The sequence below is a fragment of the Mucilaginibacter sp. PAMB04274 genome, from assembly GCF_039634385.2.
In the GTDB taxonomy this organism is placed as follows: domain Bacteria; phylum Bacteroidota; class Bacteroidia; order Sphingobacteriales; family Sphingobacteriaceae; genus Mucilaginibacter.
Genome location: NZ_CP155081.2, coordinates 4,119,252 through 4,137,038 on the forward strand (window position 1 = coordinate 4,119,252; position 17,787 = coordinate 4,137,038).

General features: G+C 42.0%; 14 protein-coding genes. 5 read left to right on the forward strand and 9 right to left on the reverse strand.

Going from position 1 to position 17,787, the window contains the following annotated elements; genetic code table 11:
* Nucleotides 1-10: 10 nt before the first annotated feature.
* The 4 genes from ABDD95_RS17380 to ABDD95_RS17395 form a co-directional block, all read right to left on the reverse strand.
* Complete coding sequence (locus ABDD95_RS17380; protein ID WP_345948608.1) at nt 11-3,049, reverse strand: TAT-variant-translocated molybdopterin oxidoreductase; 3,039 nt, start codon at nt 3,047-3,049, stop codon at nt 11-13.
* A 41-nt stretch (nt 3,050-3,090) separates the two neighbouring features.
* Nucleotides 3,091-4,365 (reverse strand): cytochrome c3 family protein, encoded by a 1,275-nt coding sequence (locus ABDD95_RS17385; protein WP_345948609.1) that lies wholly within the window; start codon nt 4,363-4,365, stop codon nt 3,091-3,093.
* A gap of 254 nt (nt 4,366-4,619) precedes the next feature.
* Nucleotides 4,620-5,600, reverse strand: coding sequence for a deoxyhypusine synthase family protein (locus tag ABDD95_RS17390; protein ID WP_345952115.1), 981 nt, complete (start codon nt 5,598-5,600; stop codon nt 4,620-4,622).
* Between the two features lie 110 nt (nt 5,601-5,710).
* On the reverse strand, nt 5,711-7,264 hold the full coding sequence (locus ABDD95_RS17395) for a phage tail sheath C-terminal domain-containing protein (protein WP_345948610.1): 1,554 nt from the start codon (nt 7,262-7,264) through the stop codon (nt 5,711-5,713).
* Between the two features lie 141 nt (nt 7,265-7,405).
* Here ABDD95_RS17395 and ABDD95_RS17400 point away from each other — a divergent pair, with 141 nt between their 5' ends.
* A complete protein-coding gene (locus ABDD95_RS17400) occupies nt 7,406-8,554 on the forward strand; it encodes a polymerase (RefSeq protein WP_345948611.1) in 1,149 nt (382 codons plus the stop codon).
* Between the two features lie 160 nt (nt 8,555-8,714).
* Here the strand turns inward: ABDD95_RS17400 and ABDD95_RS17405 are convergent, their stop codons facing one another.
* Nucleotides 8,715-9,308, reverse strand: a complete 594-nt coding sequence (locus ABDD95_RS17405) for a hypothetical protein (protein WP_345948612.1) — start codon at nt 9,306-9,308, stop codon at nt 8,715-8,717.
* A 47-nt stretch (nt 9,309-9,355) separates the two neighbouring features.
* Between ABDD95_RS17405 and ABDD95_RS17410 the strand changes: the two genes are divergently transcribed.
* Genes ABDD95_RS17410 through ABDD95_RS17420 form a run of 3 tightly spaced genes read left to right on the forward strand, consistent with a single transcriptional unit; the run spans nt 9,356 to nt 11,734 of the window.
* Nucleotides 9,356-10,213 carry a transglutaminase-like domain-containing protein gene (locus ABDD95_RS17410; RefSeq protein WP_345948613.1) on the forward strand — a complete coding sequence of 286 codons (858 nt, stop codon included), beginning with the start codon at nt 9,356-9,358 and terminating at the stop codon, nt 10,211-10,213.
* A 37-nt stretch (nt 10,214-10,250) separates the two neighbouring features.
* Nucleotides 10,251-10,973, forward strand: coding sequence for a M23 family metallopeptidase (locus ABDD95_RS17415; protein WP_345948614.1), 723 nt, complete (start codon nt 10,251-10,253; stop codon nt 10,971-10,973).
* Complete coding sequence (locus ABDD95_RS17420; RefSeq protein WP_345948615.1) at nt 10,970-11,734, forward strand: DUF4846 domain-containing protein; 765 nt, start codon at nt 10,970-10,972, stop codon at nt 11,732-11,734. Before ABDD95_RS17415 ends, ABDD95_RS17420 begins: the two co-directional genes overlap by 4 nt.
* Before the next feature lie 15 nt (nt 11,735-11,749).
* Here the strand turns inward: ABDD95_RS17420 and ABDD95_RS17425 are convergent, their stop codons facing one another.
* The 4 genes from ABDD95_RS17425 to ABDD95_RS17440 all read right to left on the reverse strand — a co-directional run bounded on the left by ABDD95_RS17425 (nt 11,750) and on the right by ABDD95_RS17440 (nt 15,630).
* Nucleotides 11,750-12,847, reverse strand: a complete 1,098-nt coding sequence (locus ABDD95_RS17425) for a YbjQ family protein (protein ID WP_345948616.1) — start codon at nt 12,845-12,847, stop codon at nt 11,750-11,752.
* 90 nt (nt 12,848-12,937) lie between these two features.
* Nucleotides 12,938-13,849 carry an alpha/beta hydrolase gene (locus ABDD95_RS17430; RefSeq protein WP_345948617.1) on the reverse strand — a complete coding sequence of 304 codons (912 nt, stop codon included), beginning with the start codon at nt 13,847-13,849 and terminating at the stop codon, nt 12,938-12,940.
* 156 nt (nt 13,850-14,005) lie between these two features.
* Nucleotides 14,006-15,098, reverse strand: a protein-coding gene (gene prfB / locus ABDD95_RS17435; RefSeq protein ID WP_345948618.1) for a peptide chain release factor 2 whose coding sequence is annotated in 2 segments (ribosomal slippage) — nt 14,006-15,037 and nt 15,039-15,098 — 1,092 coding nt in all. Because the reading frame shifts where the segments join, the coding sequence is not laid out codon by codon here.
* Between the two features lie 94 nt (nt 15,099-15,192).
* Entirely contained in the window at nt 15,193-15,630 is a 438-nt protein-coding gene (locus ABDD95_RS17440) for a hypothetical protein (protein WP_345948619.1), read from the reverse strand.
* Between the two features lie 259 nt (nt 15,631-15,889).
* Between ABDD95_RS17440 and pgi the strand changes: the two genes are divergently transcribed.
* Entirely contained in the window at nt 15,890-17,536 is a 1,647-nt protein-coding gene (gene pgi, locus ABDD95_RS17445) for a glucose-6-phosphate isomerase (protein ID WP_345948620.1), read from the forward strand.
* Nucleotides 17,537-17,787 lie beyond the last annotated feature (251 nt).

Sequence of the window (17,787 nt, forward strand, 5' to 3'; positions counted from 1 at the left end):
TTTTTATAATTTATGCTTCTGTTACTGCGTCTCTGTTTCTTACTTTGGTTTGGTAACCGATGCCTGGCTTAACGTTTAACTCTTCCAGCACATAGTAAGTTCTTTCACTTTTCAAGGCTTTAGATACTTGTGAATTAGGATCGTTTTTGTTACCAAATATGATGGCGTTGGCAGGGCAGGTTTGCTGACAGGCAACTTTGATATCACCATCCTGTAAAGGACGTTTTTGTAATTTGGCATTTAGTTTACCAGCTTGTATACGTTGTACGCAGAAAGTACATTTCTCCATTACACCACGGAAACGGGTAGTAACATCAGGGTTTAATACCAATTCTGTGTAATCGTTTTGGATATAGTTCTCAAAACGTGAATCATTCCAGTAGTTGAACCAGTTGAAACGACGCACTTTATAAGGACAGTTGTTAGCGCAATAACGTGTACCAACACAACGGTTGTAAGTCATCTGGTTTAAACCTTCTGATGAGTGCGTGGTAGCTAAAACCGGACAAACAGTTTCGCAAGGTGCGTGATCACAGTGCTGGCAAAGCATGGGCTGGAAGGTAACAGATACGTTATCCAGGTTTTCCAGTTTGTTGATCTCTTTTTCCTCGGTAACGTTATGGCCGTTTTCGTCAAAGCTATAATAACGGTCAATACGGATCCAGTGCATCTCACGACGACGGCGAACCTCATCACGGCCTACAACAGGAATATTATTTTCGGCGTTACAAGCTACAACACAAGCACCGCAACCTGTACAAGCGTTTAAGTCTATAGCCATTACCCAGTCATATTGCGGACGATCGTAATCATTCCACAAATCGTAGGTTTCTTTTTTCTCTTCTTTCTCGCCTTCTGGTTTTTTCAGGAACTGCTGTAATGTAGTTTCGCGAATTACATCACGACCTTCATACGAGTGGTGAGTTTGTGTTTGTGCCAACACAATTTTATCACCGCCTACTGCCTCCAGTTTAGCAATTGCTGTGCCGCGGAAAGTACCGTTTACAAAGCTTAAGAAAGGGAAAGCGTTTTTACCCACTTCATCACCTACTTTACCAGCTTTTGAACGGCCGTAACCCAAAGCGATAGAGATAGTACCTTGCGCCTGGCCTGGCTGTAATAGTATTGGTAACTCTGTTGAATAATTGTTAGCCGTAACTTTTACTACATCTCCTTCTTCCAGTTTTAATTCTTTAGCTGTTTTAGGAGATATAGCAACATAGTTATCCCAAGTAACTTTCGAAACTGGATCAGGTAACTCCTGTAACCATGGGTTATTGGCATATTTACCGTCACGTACTGTATTGCTTTCAAAAACTTCCAGTTCCAATTTACCTTCACCAGCAGCTAACTTGGCGCTCTGGCCCAAAATGGTTTGTGCTACAGCGTTCAAATCGCGGCTAAAAGTGTAAGTGCCCGCTGGTTTAGCAGCAGCCTTTACAAAACCGGTTTGCAGTAAGCTTTCCCAGCCGTTCTGACCGGCAAAGCCTCCTTGAGGTAATAGAGTAGTGTTCCAGGTATTACGTACGTATGTATAGTAATCTTTAACCGGGTTGTTTGACCACACCAGTAAGCTTTCTTCAGCTTTACGGCTGTCATATACCTTATTGATGGTTGGTTGTACAATGGTATAATAACCCTCAACAGCATTCTCGTCACCCCATGATTCCAGGTAGTGGCTGTTAGGCGCTACTATATTACATTGTGCAGCTGTTTCGTCGTTGCTTTCAGCAAATGAAATGCGTAAACGTACTTTTTTCAAAGCATCTGCAAAAGCACTGCTTTGGTAATAATTATATACCGGGTTGGCATTTAAAAATAACACGGCGCCAACCTGGCCTGCTTTCATCTCATCAACAAAGGCCACCATTTCGGCATCGTTACCTTTGTATTGGTATGATGGGTTGTCTAAATCGATCGTAGTACCGTAGCTGCCCAGCAACGAATTTATTGCGTTAACCAGTATTTGTGAAGCTACATCGTTAGTACCTGCTACAACCAGTGCACGGCCTTTGGCAGCAACCAGTTCTTTAGCGGCTATAATTACAGCGTTCTCTGTAGCTTTATCTGTCAGTTTTTTAGTACCTGGTAAAGTAGTGCCGGCAATAGCATTATATAAGCTAACTAAGGCAACACCTTCTTCAGAGGGTTTAATTGGCACACGAACATCGGCGTTACTTCCGGTTAAGCTCATGCGGGCTTCGAACTGGATGTGGCGTGACATTTTCTTGCCTTCCAAAGCTTCGTGGCTACGGTTTGACACATACTGGCGCATGTGCTCTGCTTGTGAAATCCATGGGCCTAAAAAGTCGGCACCAAAGCTTACAATCACGTCGGCTTTGTCAAAGCTATAGCGTGGCAAAACTGCCTTGCCAAAGCTATTTTGATTAGCCTGAATGATACCGGTTAAAGAAACCGCATCATAAGTAACGTGCTTAGCAGTTGGATATTGAGCGATAAAATCGCTGATCACCCTTAAAGTTGAAGGGCTGTTAATTGTTGAGGTTACGATACGGATTTGTTTACCGCTTGCTTTAATGGCACCCAGTTCAGCTTTAACATAATCGTCAAGCTGGCTCCAGGCTACGTCGCCATTATCTTGCATAGGGCCTTTTAAGCGGGCAACGTTATACAGGTCTAATATTGAAGCCTGTACTTGTGCGTTAACACCACCCTGCCCTAATACATCACCAGGGTTACCTTCAATTTTAATCGGGCGTCCTTCGCGGGTTTTAACTAATATAGCATGGCCATTATAGCTGGATGTATAATAGTTAGCTACACCAGGAGTTACCTCCTCGGGTTTAATTAAGTAAGGTATAGATTTGTGAACAGGTGTTTTCTGACAGGCGGCGAGTGAAACGGCACCTATACCAAAGCCAACTGTTTTTAAGAAATTACGACGCGGCGTTTTACCGGTTAAACCGTTACCGCTCAGCACTTCCTCAATCGGAACAGGCTCAGCAAACTCATGTTTGTTTAATTCAACAAACTCTGGCGTGTTGTTCAGCTCTTCTAAACCTTTCCAGTATTTTTTATTGCTTTCCATTTAAGCTTTATAAACTGTAAATTGCTAAGTTTCTTAATTTATTAATAGTGGCATTTAGCACACTCCAAACCTCCTAATGCTGCAGCGGTTACTTTTTCGCCGCGTTTTAAAGCATCATGCACTTCAACCATTTTGTCGTAGTAAGCATTGCCTTTAAAGCCGGTTTCGGTGCGCTTGTGGCACTGGATACACCATTTCATAGTAAGAGGTGAATATTGATAAACCTCTTTCATGGTTTGAATAGGACCGTGACATTTCTGGCACTGAATACCTGCAACCTTAGTGTGCTGCGAGTGATTAAAGTAAGCAAAATCAGGCAGGTTGTGTATACGCACCCACTGGATAGGACGAGCCTTAGTGGTATCATATTTCTGCGTACCCGGATCATAACCCAATGCATCATAAATTTTGTGTATCTCAGGAGATTCTGTTTTAACTACCTTATGGCAGTTCATACACACGTTTAGTGATGGTATGGTTGCATTTTTACCTTTATATGCACTTGAGTGACAGTACTGACAATTAATCTTCATCACACCTGCGTGCAACTCGTGTGAGTATTTAATAGGTTGTACGGGTTGATATCCTTGATGAACGTTGGTGTTCCACATGGTTACCCAGCTCCAGCTACCTAAAGCGATGGTACCGGCTAATACGAAGAAGAATACCAGTTTCTTATTTTTAGCCAACCTTTTAACGGTAGCAAAACGATCAACAGCAACAGCCTCTTCTACTACATCCTCTTCAGGAAGCAGATCTTTACGTTTTAAGATCAAACGCTCTAAAGTACCGATGGCACGGTTAAGAACCAGGATAACGATTAAGGCTACAACAACTGCGGCAATCAAACCGAAAATCAATGCATTGCTTGGACCCTCAGCAGCACCGGCACCTGCAGCGTTGGCAGAACCACCAGCGGCAGGAGTTGCCTGCATTTTCTTGTACTCATCGCGAACGTAGGTAATAATGTTAGCCACATCACCATCGCTCAGCTCAGTGAACACGTTCATGCCCGCCTGGTTGTACTCGTTGTAAATCTTAAGCGCTTTTGGATCTTTAGCGGCAATTAAAGCCTGGTTGTTCTGAATCCATTTGGTTAACCACTTGTCGTCAGTCTCAGACGTCATCACAGGGCCTAAAGCCGGACCGGTTAAACGCTGATCGAGTTTATGACATGAGGTACATTTCGCCTTATATAAAGCTTCGCCCTTGGCAGCATCACCTTGAGCAAGGGCATTAAAGCCCATGGCCGTTAAGCCCGCTACCAGTAAAACCGACCTTGAAAACTGTTTAAGAAGTAATGAGAATTTTCTCATAAAGCGTATTTATGCTAGATAATTTGTATGTGTGTGATACTTTATAAACTGAAAAGACGTAGGTATCCCGCTTTTTTCAGTCCACAAAAGTAAAATTTTATAAACTATGGCTGACAAATTAGTGACACTTGTTTCTAATTTATAATCAGTCTAAACTAGTTAAAAAAATAGCCCTCCGATTTATCAGAGGGCTATTTTCGTTGTATTTAAATAAATTTTCTTGCAACGGGGAGTTGCAGATTTGAAAATCTATTTTATTGTTTTAGTAACCAGGCGAATATCAGCGGTGCTACTATGGTAGCGTCAGATTCTACTATAAACTTAGGTGTGTGGATATCCAGCTTGCCCCAGGTAATTTTTTCGTTTGGCACCGCACCCGAGTATGACCCGTATGATGTAGTGGAATCAGATATCTGGCAGAAATAGCTCCAAAAAGGAATGTTTTCCATTTCCATATCCTGGTAAAGCATAGGCACTACGCATATTGGAAAATCACCGGCAATGCCACCACCAATCTGGAAAAAGCCAATGCCCTTGCCATCCGAATTCTTTACATACCAATCGGCCAACCAAGCCATATACTCAATACCACTCTTCATAGTACTTGCTTTAATTTGCCCCTTAATTACGTATGAAGCAAATATATTACCCATGGTTGAGTCTTCCCAGCCTGGTACCACAATTGGAAGGTTCTTTTCGGCCGCAGCCAGCATCCATGAATTTTTCGGGTCAATTTCGTAGTACTGCTCCAAATCGCCGCTTAGCAGCATCTTATACATATACTCATGCGGAAAATAACGCTCACCTGTGTCATCTGCATCTTTCCAAACCTGGTGAATATGCTTTTGCAAACGGCGGAAAGCTTCTTCTTCAGGTATACAGGTATCCGTTACGCGGTTATAATGATTCTCCAACAAATCCCATTCGTCCTGCGGACTTAAGTCGCGATAGTTAGGCACACGTTTGTAGTGTGAGTGCGCAACCAGGTTCATGATGTCTTCTTCGAGATTAGCGCCGGTGCAAGAAATAATCGCAATTTTATCCTGACGAATCATCTCGGCCAACGAAATACCCAGCTCCGCTGTACTCATAGCGCCGGCCAGGGTAACCATCATCTTACCACCCTCAAGCAGGTGGGTTTCGTATCCTTTGGCAGCATCCATTAATGCGGCTGCATTAAAATGCCGGTAGTTTTTCTCAATAAACTGAGATATAGGTCCTCTAGTAATATCCATCATCCAATCAATTAAAAATCAGGCGCAAAAGTAGGTAATTTGTTTAAGATTGAGAAGATGGGATTAAGAATTGAAAGGATTACGATAACTCGCTACAATTGCCCAAAATGCTATGGTTTTTGCATTTGCTGCTTAATCCTTATGTAAATAAATTCGGCAGGACGAGTCACAGCAACCATCAATTCGAGCATCAGTACACCATTGCTTATATCGGCTGCGGTCATGGTAGTACCCAGGCCAACGCTTACATGAAAAGCGTCGGTGGGCGATGTACCTACAAATGCACCTTGCTTCCACAGGCCTAATAAAAAATTGTACATCATATCTTTAACCTTCATCCAAGTATCGGCGTTATTGGGCTGCAAAGCATAAGGGAGTAATGCCTGTTTTGCCGACTGCTCAATCATCATCACCGTTCTTTTAACACTTATATAGCGCCATTCATTACTATTTCCGTTAAGCGTACGTGCACCCCACACCAGTACGCCCCGCCCAGGGAATGTGCGTATTGCATTAACCGACTTGCCGTCGGCAGTGCTCACATTTAATATTTGCTGTACAGCATCTGTTATATAAAGCGTTGGTTTGATAACCCCTGCAAGATTAACATTTGCCGGTGCTTTCCATACTTCCTTGCTCAAATCGTTAGATACGTATACGCCGGCCAAAGCCCCTGCCGCAGGCTGTACGTTGGCAGCAGCAGTAGCTGCTGCAATAAGCTGCTTATAATTTAAACTAACGGCTAGCAATGCTAAATGCGCCTGTTGTACCGCTGCTATAGTAGCTTCATTATGCATAGCGTTATCCTCTCGGAGCAACGCATAGGCTGCGTTGAGTAATGCGGTTTTAACTGCATGATAGGCCGCCTGATGAGATGCATCTGTTTCAATATAAGTATCTAAATCGGGCAGGTTGGCAAAGGTTATTTCGTCAGCACTTACAACAGAGGTATTTAACCATGGAAAGTAGGCAGCACCATAACTAAGGGCATCAGCGCCTATATTGGTTCTAAAGTCGGTAATAACATCTAAGGGTGATCCGGAACCAATAACGTTAACATCGGCCATAGTACTACCTCCCCATACATCAACCAGGTAAAATATACTGCCCATCTCCTTACATTGCTGCAAAGCCAATTGTACCAATGCATAAAAATCATCATGCGGTAATAATAAAGCATCGGGCATTACCAGCAATGAAGGTTCTGCCTGATCCAATAATATGCTCAAACCGGTTTTAAAATGCTCCAGCAGGATAGTTTCATGATAATTACCTACAGCAACAATGTAACAAGCGAGTCCACCGTTCTGAAAAAACAGCCGGATAGCGTTGTACAGGTAAAAAGATGGCGCATTTGCTTGAACAGCTTGCTCGCCTCCGTTAATGGTTACATGCGGTGCGTTAGGCACAGGCCAAGATGTGGGTGCTGCGGTTATAGCAAACTTTAATAAAACACCTTGCCCGGAGCCAAAAAATTGCACATACTGTTTTAAGGACGTAATACGGGTGGCTTTATTGAGAAGTGACTGCTTACCATCGTTGGCCTTTTGCGTGTATCCGATAAATACAGGCACAGCAGTACTTACCTGAATCACCGAATTTGGAAAGATCATCTTTTCGGGCACGTATACACCGGGCGTTTTTATTTTACGAGGATCAGGCATTGGGTTACAGGGTCATGTTATTTAAATGTATGCAAAAAATATGGCACTATCGGGTTCCTTTAAAACTGTTATCCGCACTTTGTAACTGTTAATCTGCAAACAATAAACCTACCTTTGTACTTATTCAACCCTACGCCGTTCATGAAAAAAAATATTATAGCTTTTCTAATACTCGTTTTAGGTACGTTTAGCGCACACGCACAGCCCGCTTTCATCAAAAAGATAACGCCCAGGTTTGTTCGTAAAATGTTGTTCGAGAAAGACAGCACGCGCAGCGCCAGCTTCTTTCTGCTGCCGGTACTGAGTTCAGCTCCGGAAACCGGACTGGAGGTGGGTGCATCTACCCTCTATTCTTTTTACACAGACAGCAGTAAGCGCACCAGGGTATCTAACATTTTTGCTTATGCTACTTTTACTACCGAGGGCCAGCAGCGTGTAAGCTTAAGCAGTAGCTACTGGACACCGCGAAACAAGTATCATTACACGGCAGGTATCAGCTACATCAATTTTCCGTTTAATTTTTATGGCATTGGCGATAATACCCGGAAAACCGACGAGCAGCGAATTAGTGAAAAACGGTTTAAGGTAAACTTTTTAGGAGAAAAGCGCTTAGGTGAGCACATTTACATAGGCTATGTGCTGGGCGCTTATGATTACAAGTACCGCATAGAAAATACCGGCAAAAGTTTCGAAGCCCGTTTAACACCGCAAGACCGCAATGGCGGCGCGGGCGTTTACGCCGGCCCAAGCCTTACGTTCGACAATCGCAATAACAACACTTACACCACTAAGGGTATGCATATAACCGGCTACCTGAACGTAATGCATGGCCTGTTTGCTGATAATGCTTATCAGGGCAGCTTATTAAATATAGAGTATGCTCAGTTTTTTGCATTGAGCAAACGTTTGGTATTAGGCTTTAACATACAAGACCAAAGCCTGCTGGGTAGCCAAACACCGTTTTACTTACTACCCGAGCTAGGAAACGATGAAATGATGCGCGGTTATTACAATGGGCGCTATCGCGATAAAAATATGCTGGCCGGCCAAACTGAGCTACGCTACCGCATAAGCGACCGCTTTGGCATTGCCGGCTTTGCAGGCACGGGCACCGTATTTAAAAACAGCTTGAATTTTGACCAGTTTAAACCTAACTACGGCGGCGGACTGCGTTACTTTTTTGATACTGAAAAAGGCCTTACCATGCGTATAGACTACGGTGTGGGCCAAAAGCCCGCCGGCGAAAAAAGACAGCAAGGCTTTTACCTGAGTTTGGGAGAAGCGTTTTAAAAAATAAGTTGTGGTTTTTGATGCCGGAGCGAGGCGAACATGGTGTTCTAAATACGCTTGCAAAGCGATTGGCTAAAAAGCCCCATGTTACTTAGGTTATTCGGCCACCAGATGCCGCTGAGTTTTATTATCACTTAAAACACCCGATGCTTGTCTTCCATTAAAATTTAATCAGAAAATCTTCCTTCACTTTGCCCGGCCTAAAATAGAATAGTCCCAACCAAAACAGATTTACAGATACAGTAACCTTAGCGTGCGACTGCATAATGTTCCATGATGTTTTGGTAAGCATATTTTCGTTAATATTTTTCACTATAAGCAAAGTATCGGCATGTATGCGGGGTAGCAGCTTGTTAAAATAATCCATGGTTGATTGCGGGTTGAGCTGCGTATCTAAAAAAATTACATCAGGCGCTATGGTGTCGCGCCAATCGGCTGCATTGTCAATTTTTTTAATCAGTACTGTTTGGGCCGCACGTTGTATAATTGAGCTGTCGGTACGCTGGTGGCGCCCCGCTATCCATAAAGTAGCAGGCTTAGCATCATTTATCAAACGGTACAGGAGTTTGTCTGTTGCGTCTAATTTTTTGCTTCCTTGTGATTCTTTTTCAATTTCAGCATATACTTTTTTATTCGAAAAATCGTAAATTACTTCATCAACCAGCCGATATACAAACGGCGAGTGCAACCTATGGCGGTTAATAGCCTTACGCTGATGCAAAAAATGGCTTAGCGCAAACTTTAGCTTAAACATGGTTGTAAAAATAAAGAAAGCTTTATTATTTGGAAGGAATAGGCAACATGATTAACGAAGCTGAAATAAACTCACTTATAAAACTACTGGATGACCCGGACCGGGAAGTCTTTGAGCATGTGCACGAAAAACTATTGTCATACGGTCCTACTGCTATCACCTACCTTGAAAGCGCCTGGGAACAGGCTTTTGATAGCGTACAGCAAGATCGCATAGCCAACCTGGTGCACGAGATACAATTTAGCATTGTGAAAAACGATCTGGAACTCTGGCATCAGAGCGGTGCTTTTGATTTATTGCGCGGCGCACTTATTATCAATAAATACCAATATCCCGATCTGGATGAACAAAAAGTTATTAACCAGATTGAAGCCATTAAACGTGATATATGGATGCAGATGATGTTTGAGGGCAGTCCATCTGACCAGGTTAAGCTCATTAACCACGTGTTATATAACCTATATGGCTTTAGCGGTAATACCACCAATCACCAGGATCCCCAAAACAGTTACCTGAGCCAGGTTTTGGAAACTAAGAAGGGCAATCAGATCTCGCTGGCTATTATCTACTCGGTAGTGGCCCAAAAGCTGGATATACCTATTTATGGCGTCAATTTACCGCAGCACTTCATACTGGCTTACATGGATGAATCGGCCAAATCGGAGTTTGAAAGCGGGGTACTGTTTTATATTAATGCTTTCAATAAAGGTTTCATTTTTGGCAGGCGTGATGTAGATATGTTCCTGAAACAACTGAACCTGAATATAGATAAACAGTTTTACGAACCCTGCAGTAATACTGACATTGTGCGCCGTATTTTGCGCAATCTCATCAGCTCGTACGAACAACTCGGATCTGCAGAGAAAGTGCAGGAACTTAACGAGTTATTGGCGGTATTGCAATAAGCAAGATATTTTGTAACTTTAGGCATACCAATATCTTATGCCTAAAGCTTTCTTACTTAATTTGTTGCTATTACTTTCAGTGTCGAGATATACTTACGGCCAGCAAGGCAAACTTTTTAAGTACTGCAACGCATTTGATAAGCTGAACTCACAGGTAACAAACGGCAGCATTAATCGCAACAAAGCAGCGCATAGCTTTAGTTCCCTGATAACAAAAATTAAAGCCGTCTATAACCCTTCAACAGACGACAAATGGGTGTTCCCACTCGCCGGATACTCTGCACGTGATATTGGTGGCACTCATGGCGATGGATACAATGACAAAGGTTATAATTACTTTGACGGCAACAAACATACTGCCCACCCCGCGCATGATATTTTTATTGATGACCGCAATCATGACGACCTGGACGACCATACCCAGTTGCCGGTAAACGTTTTGGCCGTTGCGGATGGCCTAGTGCTGGCCTGTAGTAATACTTGGGATGCAGAAAGCGATCTGAGAGGCGGCAGGTACATTTGGCTATACCACCCGCAACAAAACATAATCACTTATTATGCTCACAACCGCAACGTTTTTGTAAAACCGGGCGATATCATAAAGCGCGGGCAGAAAATTGCTGAAGTAGGCCGTACGGGTTTTAATGCTTACAAACAGCGCTCTCCTACACATTTGCATTTTTCAGCATTTAATTTAACGGGCAATTTGCCGGTTCCTTATAACCCTTATCAAGCACTTACACAAGCCGCTCGCTTATGAAAAATCTAGTTCTTGCCCTGTTATTACTCATTACTTCGGCATTTATAAAAATCGACACCGTAGTTAGCCATTTTAAAATACCTGCAAGTTATCAGCAGATAACGGTGCAACCTGGTTCTTTTGCACAATGGCTTCAAAACAGAACGCTTAAGCCGGCAGGTACTCCTACCCGCACCTACACAGGCACTATTGCCCGTACAAACCCTTATACCGCTGCTGTGCTCAACATGAGCATTGGCAACCAGGATTTACAGCAGTGCGCCGACGCCGTGATGCGCTTAAGGGCAGAGTACCTATACAGTAAAAAAGACTACAAAGCCATCAGCTTTAATTTTACCAGCGGGTTTAAATGCGATTTTATTCACTTTGCCGAAGGGTACCGTTATCAGCAAAGCGGTGTTTGGAAAAAGCAGGCTGCAAAAGATTACAGTTACGCCAGTTTTTTGAAGTATATGAATTTGGTATTCTCCTACGCCGGCACCCTATCGCTCGAAAAAGAGCTGCATCCGGTTACTAATTCTAATGATTTGAATATAGGTGATGTGTTCATCAAGGGTGGTTCGCCAGGCCATTGTTTTATAGTGATGAATGTGGCGATAAACAAGGTCAATCATCAGAAAAGATTCTTACTGGCACAAAGCTTTATGCCTGCTCAAAACATACAAATATTGCAAAACGGCTCACCCTGGTTTAGTTTAGATAAGCCGGCTCAAATTCCATATGGTGAATTGGTAAGTGCGGTGTATTTGAAACGGTTTTGAATAACGTAGGCGAACTTACCCTACCAGTTCTGATATTAGTTCTACTTTTGTGCTTATGCTAGTTGCTGCTTTAGCCGGAGTGACATCATTCGCCTTAAAACCAAAAATATCATTGAAACAACCATCACAGTAAGCACTATAGCCAGGAACATCATTTGTGTTACCACATTCGCATATCCATACTTCCCTCTCTTTAGAAGATAACAATTGTTTTTTAGTTGTACGGGTTCCGCGTTCCTTAAAATTAGATGCTATCTGTTCCTTAATCGCGTTAAAAAGTTCAATATCTTCACGATTATAGAATGGTTTGTTAAAGGTTGTAATTTGCAACCCTATTTTTTGAGTATTAAAATCATCATGCCCAATCACTTGATGTGCGTAATTTAGATCTAACAAATTAAGATCATTAACTACTTTGCTAAGCAGAGCAAGATTATATTTATTCTTTTCTGTCAAGATTGCACTATAAACTAATGCTACTTTCTTTTCTTCTGGAAAAGCGTCAATATACATTAGCAATCTGTCATAAAAATCTTTAAGCTCATTTTGAGGTACGCCCGTAACCATTGTTTGATATTTCTTTATAAGGAATGGAAATATCTCTTCCATCCTGTTATCAGTAAAAAACTTCCAACTGTCATCATTAAAGGTTAAATTATCCTCCTGGGCTTTCTTCAAATAATCGCGCTTCCTGTATAAATTATTGAGCTTCTCATAACTCACATTTTCAAATTTCTCATCCTCCTCAAATGCAGGTGTTACAACAACATTATTTTCTAAAACTACAGCCGTACCAATAGCTGTTAACATAAACATAGATTTGTTTTTTCCCGATATCTCATCCATATCTATACTCAAACCTACAACTGCATTAGCACCTATTTCATAAGCGGCCAACTTAATGCTATGTATCGCTTCATCATAAAGGGAGGTAAGCTGTTTCTGATATGATGAGGATCTTCCACCAAAAAAATCGCTGAAAGCGGCAAACATATCGCTGAAGAAATTCGTTCCGGCAACAATATGTGCGGTTACAGGTTTAACGTGCTTTTTAATAGATCTGCCTTCAATTGTTGAAGTAGTAACAACTAATATATCTTTAGGGGCTAACATGCTTGAGAAATTAAAAAACTAAAAATCTTGCCGGATAAACATGATTTCATGAATACCGCAATGTAATCAAATTAACTAATGTAAATTTCACTACTTACCTAACCACCCGTTAGCATCCATCCAGCTTTTACAACCGTTAAACCATTCGTCTTTAGTTGTTTTGTTTACCAGCCCAAAGCCGTGGCCGCCGGCCTGGTACAGGTGCAGTTCTCCTTTTACACCGGCTTTTACCATGGCTTCGTAAAAAGCAATGCTGTTCATTACAGGCACGGTTTTATCATCCTGCGCATGTACTAAAAAAGTGGGTGGCGTTTGTGCGGTTACCTGCTTTTCGTTCGAGTATAGGTCAACCATTTGGGGCGTTGGTGTTTTGCCAATCAGGTTTTCGCGTGAGCCTTTGTGAGCTATTTCGGTAAAGCTGATTACCGGGTACATTAATACGGCGAAGTTTGGCCGCAGGTTAACGTTGTCTTTATTATCAATAACGGCTTTGTTAAAATGCGTAATAGCGGTTGAAGCCAGGTGGCCACCTGCCGAAAAGCCGATGATACCTACCCTACCGGTATCTAATCCCCATTCTTTAGAACGCTGGCGCACCAGTTGTATAGAACGCTGTGCATCCTGTAGCGGACCAATAGTTTTGTCAAGCATTATGGCATCGCTGGGCAGGCGGTAGGTAAGCACAAAAGCCGTTACTCCTATTTCGTTAAACTTTTTGGCTACAGCGGTACCTTCATGATTTATAGCCAGTCTGGAATAGCCGCCCCCAGGGCAAATAATAATTGACGCGCCGTTAGCTTTTCCCTTTTCCGGAAAAAATGGTGTAAGCACCGGATCGGTAACCATGCTTACCCTGCTATTCTCGTTCTTTTCGGCATAAGCTGCTGGTGCAGCCTTGCTGTTTGGAACACCTTTAGGATAAAGCTTTATGGGTTGAGTACTTTGCGCAAATGTTAATGTACCAAGCATCATTAAAGACACAGTTAGGAGTTTGGTTCGCATAGTTGGTTTATCGAATTTGGTTGAGGCTAATATAAAACAAAAAATGCCATTCAGAACAAATAGCGAGATATCTAATACACCGCTAATTGCTTGTACAAGATTTCTCGTTATCGTTCGGGATGACACCCTTTTTTTACTTTTTGCTCTTAAATCAGCTTAGCTTTTGGGTCCGCCAAATTCCATTAAGTAGGCTTTCAAAAAGTCGTCCAATTCACCATCTAACACAGCTTGTGCGTTGGATGTTTCGTGATCGGTACGTAAGTCTTTAACCAGTTTGTATGGGTGCAATACGTAGTTGCGTATTTGCGAACCCCATTCAATCTTCTTTTTATTGCCTTCGATAGCATTACTGGTTTCCATACGCTTACGCATTTCAATCTCATATAACTGAGATTTTAGTAAGCGGATCGCATTTTCCTTATTCTGCAATTGCGAGCGCGACTCCTGGTTTTTAATAACAATGCCTGATGGTTTATGGTACAAACGTACGGCAGTTTCTACCTTATTTACGTTTTGCCCGCCTGCGCCGCCCGAGCGGAATGTCTCAAACTCAATATCAGCAGGGTTTACCTCAATTTCGATAGTATCATCAACCAACGGGTATACATACACAGAGGCAAACGATGTATGGCGCTTGGCATTGGCATCAAACGGCGACACACGCACCAGACGGTGTACTCCATTTTCGCCTTTTAAATAACCGTAGGCAAAATCACCTTCAATTTGCAAGGTAACAGTTTTGATACCGGCTACATCGCCTTCCTGGTAATCCTGCTCACTTACTTTGTAGCCGTTCTTTTCGCCCCACATAATGTACATACGCATGAGCATGCTGGCCCAATCGCAGCTTTCGGTACCACCGGCACCGGCTGTAATTTGTAAAACGGCATTCAGTTGGTCTTCCTCGGCCGATAGCATGTTCTTAAATTCCAGTTCTTCTACAGCTTTTAGTGCCGCATTAAACTGTTCCTGCATTTCGGGCTCAGTAGCATCACCGCTCTGGTAAAATTCATAAAGTACGCCAGTATCATCAACCGTTGATACAACTTTCTGAAAGGCGTCTGTCCAAACTTTTTTCACTTTTATAGATGCCAATACCTTTTCGGCTTCCTTAGGTGCATTCCAAAACTCCGGACTAACTGTTATTTCCTGTTCTTTTGCTAATTCTTCAAGTTTTTTATCGATGTCAAAGATGCCTCCTCAGGGAAGCTGTTCTATCCCTTAAATCCTGTACTTGTTCTTTTGTCATGGTAGCAAATATAGTTAAAACCTAATAGCGTAAACATAAAAAAGGCCTGTCGGTTTAAGACAAGCCTTTCTATTATTAAAATCTGCAAATAAGCTTAAGCAATCATCAGTTGGTTAACCAGGCCGCTTAAATCGGCACGGTTACCATTTAGCTGAGACAGCATATTGCCCAAAGCAAACTCTTTGGTTTGCTGAGTTTTTGATTGTTGCACCAGTTGCCTCATCACTGTTGGTATAAGTGAATGAGCTGCCGCTTGTGCAGATGGCATATCAATGCTGTAAAATTTGTTTAGCCTGTTTGCAAACTTGTTAATAATGCTGGTAACTAATGACTCATTGTAGGTACCCGAAAACTGAAAATATTTAATCAGGTCACCAATGCGTCCATTTTCCATCTGGTTTTTTAAAACCTCGATAATTGAACTTGAAGCTTCGTTTATCACAGCTTCGCGTGAACCGGCAGGAATTACCGGATTGTTGATAACAGCCGCCCCGGCGTTATTCTTAACAAGCAAAAAAAGTTTTTCAAACATGGCAAATAATGTTTTTAAGCAGATTAATAATATGATGACGTTTCGGCACTTAGGTTATGAACTAAACAAATATAATAAATAAATATTTTAATTATCAAAATTTTTATCGAAAAAAATTAAAAAAATCTTAATTAAAAGGTGTACTTAAAACACTAAGATTAGTGTGTATTTTAAACGTTAAGTACCTTATTATTAAAAACTATTTGGTTGGTTAAAGCAAACTTTAAAGCTTACTTTTGGCTTAAACAATCTATCAATTATGCTGCCAAATATTGATTTTACCACCACCCAGGCTTTTAAGTACCTTACCGACCATTTTGAGGACCTAGAGGCCACTAATGTTAAAGAGCTATTTTCGTCTGACACACAGCGATTTAAGAAGTTTTCTATCTACTTTGAAGATATGCTGTTTGACTACTCGAAAAACCGTATAGATGATAAGTGTATAGCGTTGTTAATACAGTTAGCAAAAGAGTGTAGAGTAAATGATGCAATTGATGCTATGTTTGCCGGAGAAGTAATCAATGCAACCGAGCAGCGCCCGGTATTGCATATTGCCTTACGCAATCAAAGCAATACACCAATTTTGGTAGAAGGTAGCGATGTAATGCCCGACGTAAATGCTGTGTTACAACACATGAAAGCCTTTAGCCAGCAAGTAATTGCCGGCACCTGGAAAGGCTATACCGGCCAGCAAATTACCGATGTTGTAAACATTGGCATTGGTGGATCTGACCTGGGACCTGTAATGGTAACTGAGGCTTTAAAAGCTTACAAAACACGTTTAAACCTGCACTTCGTATCAAACGTTGATGGTACGCACATTACCGAAACACTAAAGACGCTTAACCCCGAGACGACACTTTTCCTGATCGCTTCTAAAACGTTTACCACGCAGGAGACTATGGCTAATGCCAATACGGCCCGCCAGTGGTTTTTAGACCATGGCGCCAGCGAGGCTGATATTGCGAAACACTTTGCAGCCCTGTCAACCAATGCTGCGGCTGTTGAAAAATTTGGTATTGACACACAAAACATGTTCGGCTTTTGGGATTGGGTTGGCGGTCGTTACTCTTTATGGAGTGCCATTGGCCTTTCTATAGCTTTGGGTATAGGCTTCGACAACTTTGAAGCTTTATTAGGCGGCGCTCATGCTATGGATAACCACTTTAAGTCTACCGAATTTGAGCAGAACATACCAGTAATTGCCGCTCTGCTAGGCGTTTGGTACAATAACTTTTTCGGTGCCGAAAGCCAGGCCATTTTACCATATGACCAATACATGCATCGTTTTGCTGCGTATTTTCAACAAGGCGATATGGAAAGCAACGGCAAGTATGTAGACCGTAACGGCGAGGTGGTTGATTATCAAACCGGCCCTATCATATGGGGCGAACCGGGTACCAACGGGCAGCATGCATTTTACCAGCTGATACACCAGGGCACTAAATTGATACCGTGCGATTTTATTGCACCTGCACAAACCCATAACCCGGTAGGCGAGCATCATACGTTGTTACTGTCTAACTTTTTTGCCCAGACCGAAGCATTAATGAATGGCAAAACCTATGAAGAAGTGGTAGCCGAATTAAAAGCAGCCGGCAAAAGCGAAAAAGAAATTGAAAAGCTCGCTCCCTTTAAAGTTTTTGAAGGCAATCGCCCTACCAACTCTATCCTGCTTAAAAAAATCACACCGCGAGCTTTAGGCTCATTGATTGCCATGTACGAGCATAAAATTTTTGTGCAAGGCATCATCTGGAACATTTATAGCTTTGACCAATGGGGTGTGGAACTAGGCAAACAACTGGCAGGCAAAATACTGCCAGAGTTGCGTACAGCCGATGAAGTAAACACTCATGATGCCTCAACCAATGGTTTGATTAACCAGTACAAGGCGTGGCGGTAGTCAGTTAATCTTTTAAAAAAAGTCATTTTGTGAGTACATGAAATGACTTTTTTTATGAGACAGTAAGATTGATTTGCTTTTGTACATTCTTGCTTTAAAAAATTAAAGCTGGGGGCTTAAAGTTAGATTTCTAAGGCAATTTTTCTTCATGCGTTGATTAATGATAGCCACTAAATGCTTGGCCTCGTTAAAATGTTACCCTTTTTTGTTTTAAAACCCCATGCAACATTTTTTATTTTCGGGTGTTTGTA

Excerpts from the sequence above, each read along its gene's own strand:
- ABDD95_RS17415 (WP_345948614.1), top strand. The coding sequence starts at position 10,251 with ATGCCTAAAGCTTTCTTACTTAATTTGTTGCTATTACTTTCAGTGTCG.
- ABDD95_RS17430 (WP_345948617.1), bottom strand. The coding sequence starts at position 13,849 with ATGCGAACCAAACTCCTAACTGTGTCTTTAATGATGCTTGGTACATTA.
- ABDD95_RS17410 (WP_345948613.1), top strand. The coding sequence starts at position 9,356 with ATGATTAACGAAGCTGAAATAAACTCACTTATAAAACTACTGGATGAC.
- ABDD95_RS17390 (WP_345952115.1), bottom strand. The coding sequence starts at position 5,600 with ATGGATATTACTAGAGGACCTATATCTCAGTTTATTGAGAAAAACTAC.
- ABDD95_RS17420 (WP_345948615.1), top strand. The coding sequence starts at position 10,970 with ATGAAAAATCTAGTTCTTGCCCTGTTATTACTCATTACTTCGGCATTT.
- ABDD95_RS17405 (WP_345948612.1), bottom strand. The coding sequence starts at position 9,308 with ATGTTTAAGCTAAAGTTTGCGCTAAGCCATTTTTTGCATCAGCGTAAG.
- ABDD95_RS17440 (WP_345948619.1), bottom strand. The coding sequence starts at position 15,630 with ATGTTTGAAAAACTTTTTTTGCTTGTTAAGAATAACGCCGGGGCGGCT.
- ABDD95_RS17385 (WP_345948609.1), bottom strand. The coding sequence starts at position 4,365 with ATGAGAAAATTCTCATTACTTCTTAAACAGTTTTCAAGGTCGGTTTTA.
- ABDD95_RS17425 (WP_345948616.1), bottom strand. The coding sequence starts at position 12,847 with ATGTTAGCCCCTAAAGATATATTAGTTGTTACTACTTCAACAATTGAA.
- pgi (WP_345948620.1), top strand. The coding sequence starts at position 15,890 with ATGCTGCCAAATATTGATTTTACCACCACCCAGGCTTTTAAGTACCTT.
- ABDD95_RS17395 (WP_345948610.1), bottom strand. The coding sequence starts at position 7,264 with ATGCCTGATCCTCGTAAAATAAAAACGCCCGGTGTATACGTGCCCGAA.
- ABDD95_RS17380 (WP_345948608.1), bottom strand. The coding sequence starts at position 3,049 with ATGGAAAGCAATAAAAAATACTGGAAAGGTTTAGAAGAGCTGAACAAC.
- ABDD95_RS17400 (WP_345948611.1), top strand. The coding sequence starts at position 7,406 with ATGAAAAAAAATATTATAGCTTTTCTAATACTCGTTTTAGGTACGTTT.